Source organism: Pseudomonas sp. 05N434 (genome assembly GCF_056396965.1).
The window spans coordinates 1-4,140 of record NZ_JBFTMK010000458.1; the positions used below are offsets into that span (position 1 = coordinate 1).

The following is a 4,140-nucleotide window of genomic DNA, read 5'->3' on the forward strand; positions in this document are numbered from 1 at the left end:
ACCTATTATTACGCCCGGATGCAGGACATCTACAGCCAGCACTTCATCGGTCTGGTGCATGAATTGCCCTTGGCAGAAGGTGTGAATCTGCGCAGCGATTTGCGCTATTTCGATACTCGCGAACAAGGCAACCATGAATTGCGCAGTCCATCCAGGGTCGATGGCGGCAAGATCGACAACCGTTTTTTCAACGGCATGGTAAGCCTGTCGATGGGTGCCCATAAATTCGGCCTGGGGTACCAGAATCTCTCCGGAGACGGCGACTTCGCCTTTCCGGGCCTGGACCCATATTCAGTAAACCTGGTGACCATCAACGTCTTCACCAAGGCCGAGACCGACGCCTGGCAGGCGCGTTACGACTACAACTTCGCGGCCCTGGGCCTGCCTGGGCTGACCTTCATGACTCGCTATGTCGACGGCTCTCATGTGCAAACCTCCACCGTGCGTAACGGTCGGGAATGGGAGCGTGACACCGACCTGGTTTACACGGTGCAGAGTGGTCCGCTGAAGAACGTCAATGTGCGGCTACGCAACGCCACTCTTCGCTCAAGCAACGGCCTGACCAGCGATATAGACGAAAACCGGATCATCATCGGCTACAGCCTGGCCTTGTGGTGAGCCGCCCATGAAAAGTGCAATCGGTTCCCTGTAAAAGCCATTTTTCAGGGCACCGGCTGCGACCATGATTGCTCGACAGACACTCGGCGCCTATCGAGAAGCAAACATGGCTACCTCAGCGCAAACCCGACTGCCGCAGGCGGTACTCCCCAGGGGTCACCAGCGCATAACGCTGGAAAAACCGACTGAAATAGGCCGGGTCCTTGAAGCCCAGCTGGTAGCAGATTTCATTGGCCGAACTGCCAGTGAACAACAACAGACGCTTGGCCTCCTGCATCAGCCGTTCAAGGATCAAACGTTTGGACGGCAGGTCGGCAATGCGCCGGCAGACATCGTTGAGCCGTGCCTCGGTAACACCAATGCCATCGGCATAGCGCGACAGCGGCCAGTGCTGCAGGTAATGGTCTTCGATCAATTCGTTGAAGCGGTGGAAGATCCGCAAGTCTTCATGGCGTGCCGGGCGGGCTTCCAGGGAATTGGCGCACAGCCTGAGCAGGCTGATCACGATCAATCGCGTCAGGCTCTCCAAGGCCGCCCCCCGCCCTGGCTTGTCGCCGTTGATTTCGTTGCACAGTTCCTCGAACAGAAACTCCAGTCTCCTGACCTCGGGCTGGAACTGTGGTGCCAGCCCCGCCAATGCCACGCAAGCCGCTGGCAACTGCGAGCCCGGCGCCAGACTCGGATCGGCATCGATCAACTGCCAGACCAGTTGCTGGCGCACCGTCAACACATGCCCGTCGGCGTCCGCTTCGGTGACGAAGGAATGGGCCACCGTCGGTGGCGTGAGGAAAAACATCGGTCCCGACTCGAGGTATTGCTGGTCATCCAGATAGACCCGCACCGCACCGCTCTTCACGTAATGCACCTGGAAGAACCGGTCGTGTCGGTGCACGGGCATATTGCGGCCGAAGAACTCAGCCAGATTGCCGAGTTTGTCGTAGTGCACTTCGGCATCGCTGTAACGCTGGTCGTAGACCTGACCGATGTTGATATTGGGGATCGGCTGACGATCGATCATCGCTCGGTTCTCTTTCTTGTTTGCGTGTTGGCAGTGCAAGGACTTTCATCCTGCGCCGGTTTGCGGCGGCTAACCACTGCCAGCGCATTTTGCCACGCTTGACGATTGTTAACATATTAATTATAACGTTAACAGGTTAACGAATATTTCGCGAAGCAGTCACTGCTCCGCCATTGCCAGGAGAAAAGCATGAGCCGTGCCCTGCATGATGTTGCGAACGGCACCCTGTTCGGCGTTGCGCTGAACTATCAAGGGTTGCTGAACCAGCGTGTCGCCGAATTCGAGCAAGCGCCTTACCAGAAGCCGCCGGTTAAACCGGTGCTGTTCATCAAGACGCCCAACACCCGCAATGGTCATGACCGCACGGTGATTCATCCGCAAGGTGAACGCCTGCAACCGGGGCCTGCACTGGGTGTGGTGATCGGTAAAAGCGCCAGCCGGGTCAGCATCGAGAATGCGCTGGAACATGTGGCCGGCTACACCATCGTCAATGAGTTCAGCCTGCCGGAAGACAGCTACTACCGCCCGGCGGTGAAAGCCAAGTGTCGTGACGGCTTCTGCTCGCTGGGCCCGGAATTGGTGGGCCGTGACCAGCTCGCCGATCCGCATCAGTTGAGTCTGAAACTGTTCGTCAACGGTGAACTACGCCAGGAAAACTCCACGGCCAACTTTGTCCGCAGCATTCCCCAGTTGATCGCCGAAATCAGCGAATTCATGACCCTCCACGAAGGCGATGTGCTGATCACAGGCACCCCTGAAGGCCGTRTCGATGTCCAGCCCGGTGACACCGTCGAAGTCGAAATCAGCGGCCTGGGCCGCCTCGTCAACCACATCGTGGCCGAGTAACAGGAGCTTCCATGAAACACGCCCGTATCCGCTTTGAAGGTGAAGTCCACCTCGTCCATGTCGAAGAGCACAACGCCGTGCGCCTGGCCGACGGCCGCCTGCTGGCCGAAGAACAAGTGCAATGGCTGCCACCGGCCACCGGCAGCATGTTCGCCCTGGGCCTGAACTACGCCGACCACGCCGCCGAGTTGGCCTTCAAGCCGCCCACCGAGCCCCTGGCGTTCATCAAGTCCCCGGGCACCTACACCGGCCATAACCAGGCTACATGGCGCCCGGACAACGTCGCCTATATGCACTACGAGTGCGAACTGGTCGCCGTCATCGGCAAGCCCGCGCGTAACGTCAAGCGTGAAGACGCCCTCCAGTACCTGGCCGGCTACACGGTGTGCAACGACTACGCGATCCGTGACTACCTGGAAAATTACTACCGGCCCAACCTGCGGGTGAAGAACCGCGATGCCACGACGCCGGTCGGTCCGTGGATCGTCGACGTCGCCGACGTGCCGGACCCGAGCAACCTGAAACTGCGCACCTGGATCAACGGTGAGTTACGTCAGGAAGGCTCGACCTCCGACATGATTTTCGACATCCCTTACCTGATCGAATACCTGTCCAGCTTCATGACCTTGCAGCCCGGCGACATGATCGCTACGGGCACGCCGGAAGGTCTGGCCGATGTGGTTCCCGGCGATGAAGTGATTGTGGAAGTGGAAGGCGTGGGTCGCCTGGTTAATCGAATTGTTAGCGAAGCGGAATTCTTCTCCGCCCGTAAAGAGGCTTGAGCAGCATGATCAAACACTGGATCAACGGCCGTGAGGTCGAAAGCAAAGACGTTTTCGTCAACTACAACCCGGCCACCGGCGAAGCCATCGGTGAAATCGCCAGCGGCGGCGCCGAAGAAGTCGCTCAGGCCGTAGCCGCGGCCAAGGAAGCCTTCCCCAAGTGGGCTAATACGCCAGCCAAGGAACGTGCCCGACTGATGCGCAAGCTCGGTGAGCTGATCGAGCAGAATGTCCCGCGTCTGGCCGAACTGGAAACGCTGGACACGGGCCTTCCGATCCATCAGACCAAAAATGTGTTGATCCCCCGCGCTTCGCACAACTTCGATTTCTTCGCCGAAGTCTGCACCCGCATGGACGGTCACTCTTACCCCGTCGACGACCAGATGCTCAACTACACCCTGTATCAGCCGGTGGGTGTTTGCGGTCTGGTGTCACCGTGGAACGTGCCGTTCATGACAGCCACCTGGAAAACCGCGCCGTGCCTGGCACTGGGCAATACTGCAGTGCTGAAGATGTCCGAGCTCTCCCCACTGACGGCCAACGAACTCGGTCGTCTGGCTGTTGAGGCCGGCATTCCCAATGGCGTGCTCAACGTCATCCAGGGTTACGGCGCCACCGCCGGTGACGCGCTGGTTCGGCACCCGGATGTGCGCGCAATTTCGTTCACCGGAGGTACCGCCACCGGCAAGAAAATCATGCAGACCGCCGGCCTCAAAAAATACTCCATGGAACTCGGCGGCAAGTCACCGGTGCTGATCTTTGAAGATGCGGACCTGGAGCGCGCCCTCGACGCCGCACTGTTCACCATCTTCTCGCTGAACGGCGAACGCTGCACCGCTGGTAGCCGGATCTTCATTCAGGAAAGCGTTTACCCTC

Annotated in this window: 5 protein-coding genes; 4 read left to right on the forward strand and 1 reads right to left on the reverse strand. The window is 59.0% G+C overall.

All coding sequences use genetic code 11. The annotated features are described in order from the left end of the window. A partial coding sequence (locus AC1DLB_RS23280) for an OprD family outer membrane porin (RefSeq protein ID WP_477785715.1) occupies window positions 1-618 on the forward strand: 618 nt, incomplete at its 5' end. 115 nt (window positions 619-733) lie between these two features. Here the strand turns inward: AC1DLB_RS23280 and hpaA are convergent. After that, window positions 734-1,636, reverse strand: coding sequence for a 4-hydroxyphenylacetate catabolism regulatory protein HpaA (hpaA, locus tag AC1DLB_RS23285; protein ID WP_018927925.1), 903 nt, complete (start codon window positions 1,634-1,636; stop codon window positions 734-736). 189 nt (window positions 1,637-1,825) lie between these two features. Between hpaA and AC1DLB_RS23290 the strand changes: the two genes are divergently transcribed. From AC1DLB_RS23290 to AC1DLB_RS23300, 3 genes are all read left to right on the forward strand, one after another. After that, window positions 1,826-2,482, forward strand: coding sequence for a fumarylacetoacetate hydrolase family protein (locus tag AC1DLB_RS23290; RefSeq protein ID WP_477785716.1), 657 nt, complete (start codon window positions 1,826-1,828; stop codon window positions 2,480-2,482). Between the two features lie 11 nt (window positions 2,483-2,493). Then, window positions 2,494-3,264, forward strand: a complete 771-nt coding sequence (locus tag AC1DLB_RS23295; protein ID WP_018927923.1) for a fumarylacetoacetate hydrolase family protein — start codon at window positions 2,494-2,496, stop codon at window positions 3,262-3,264. A 5-nt stretch (window positions 3,265-3,269) separates the two neighbouring features. Then, a partial coding sequence (locus tag AC1DLB_RS23300) for an aldehyde dehydrogenase family protein (RefSeq protein ID WP_477785717.1) occupies window positions 3,270-4,140 on the forward strand: 871 nt, incomplete at its 3' end.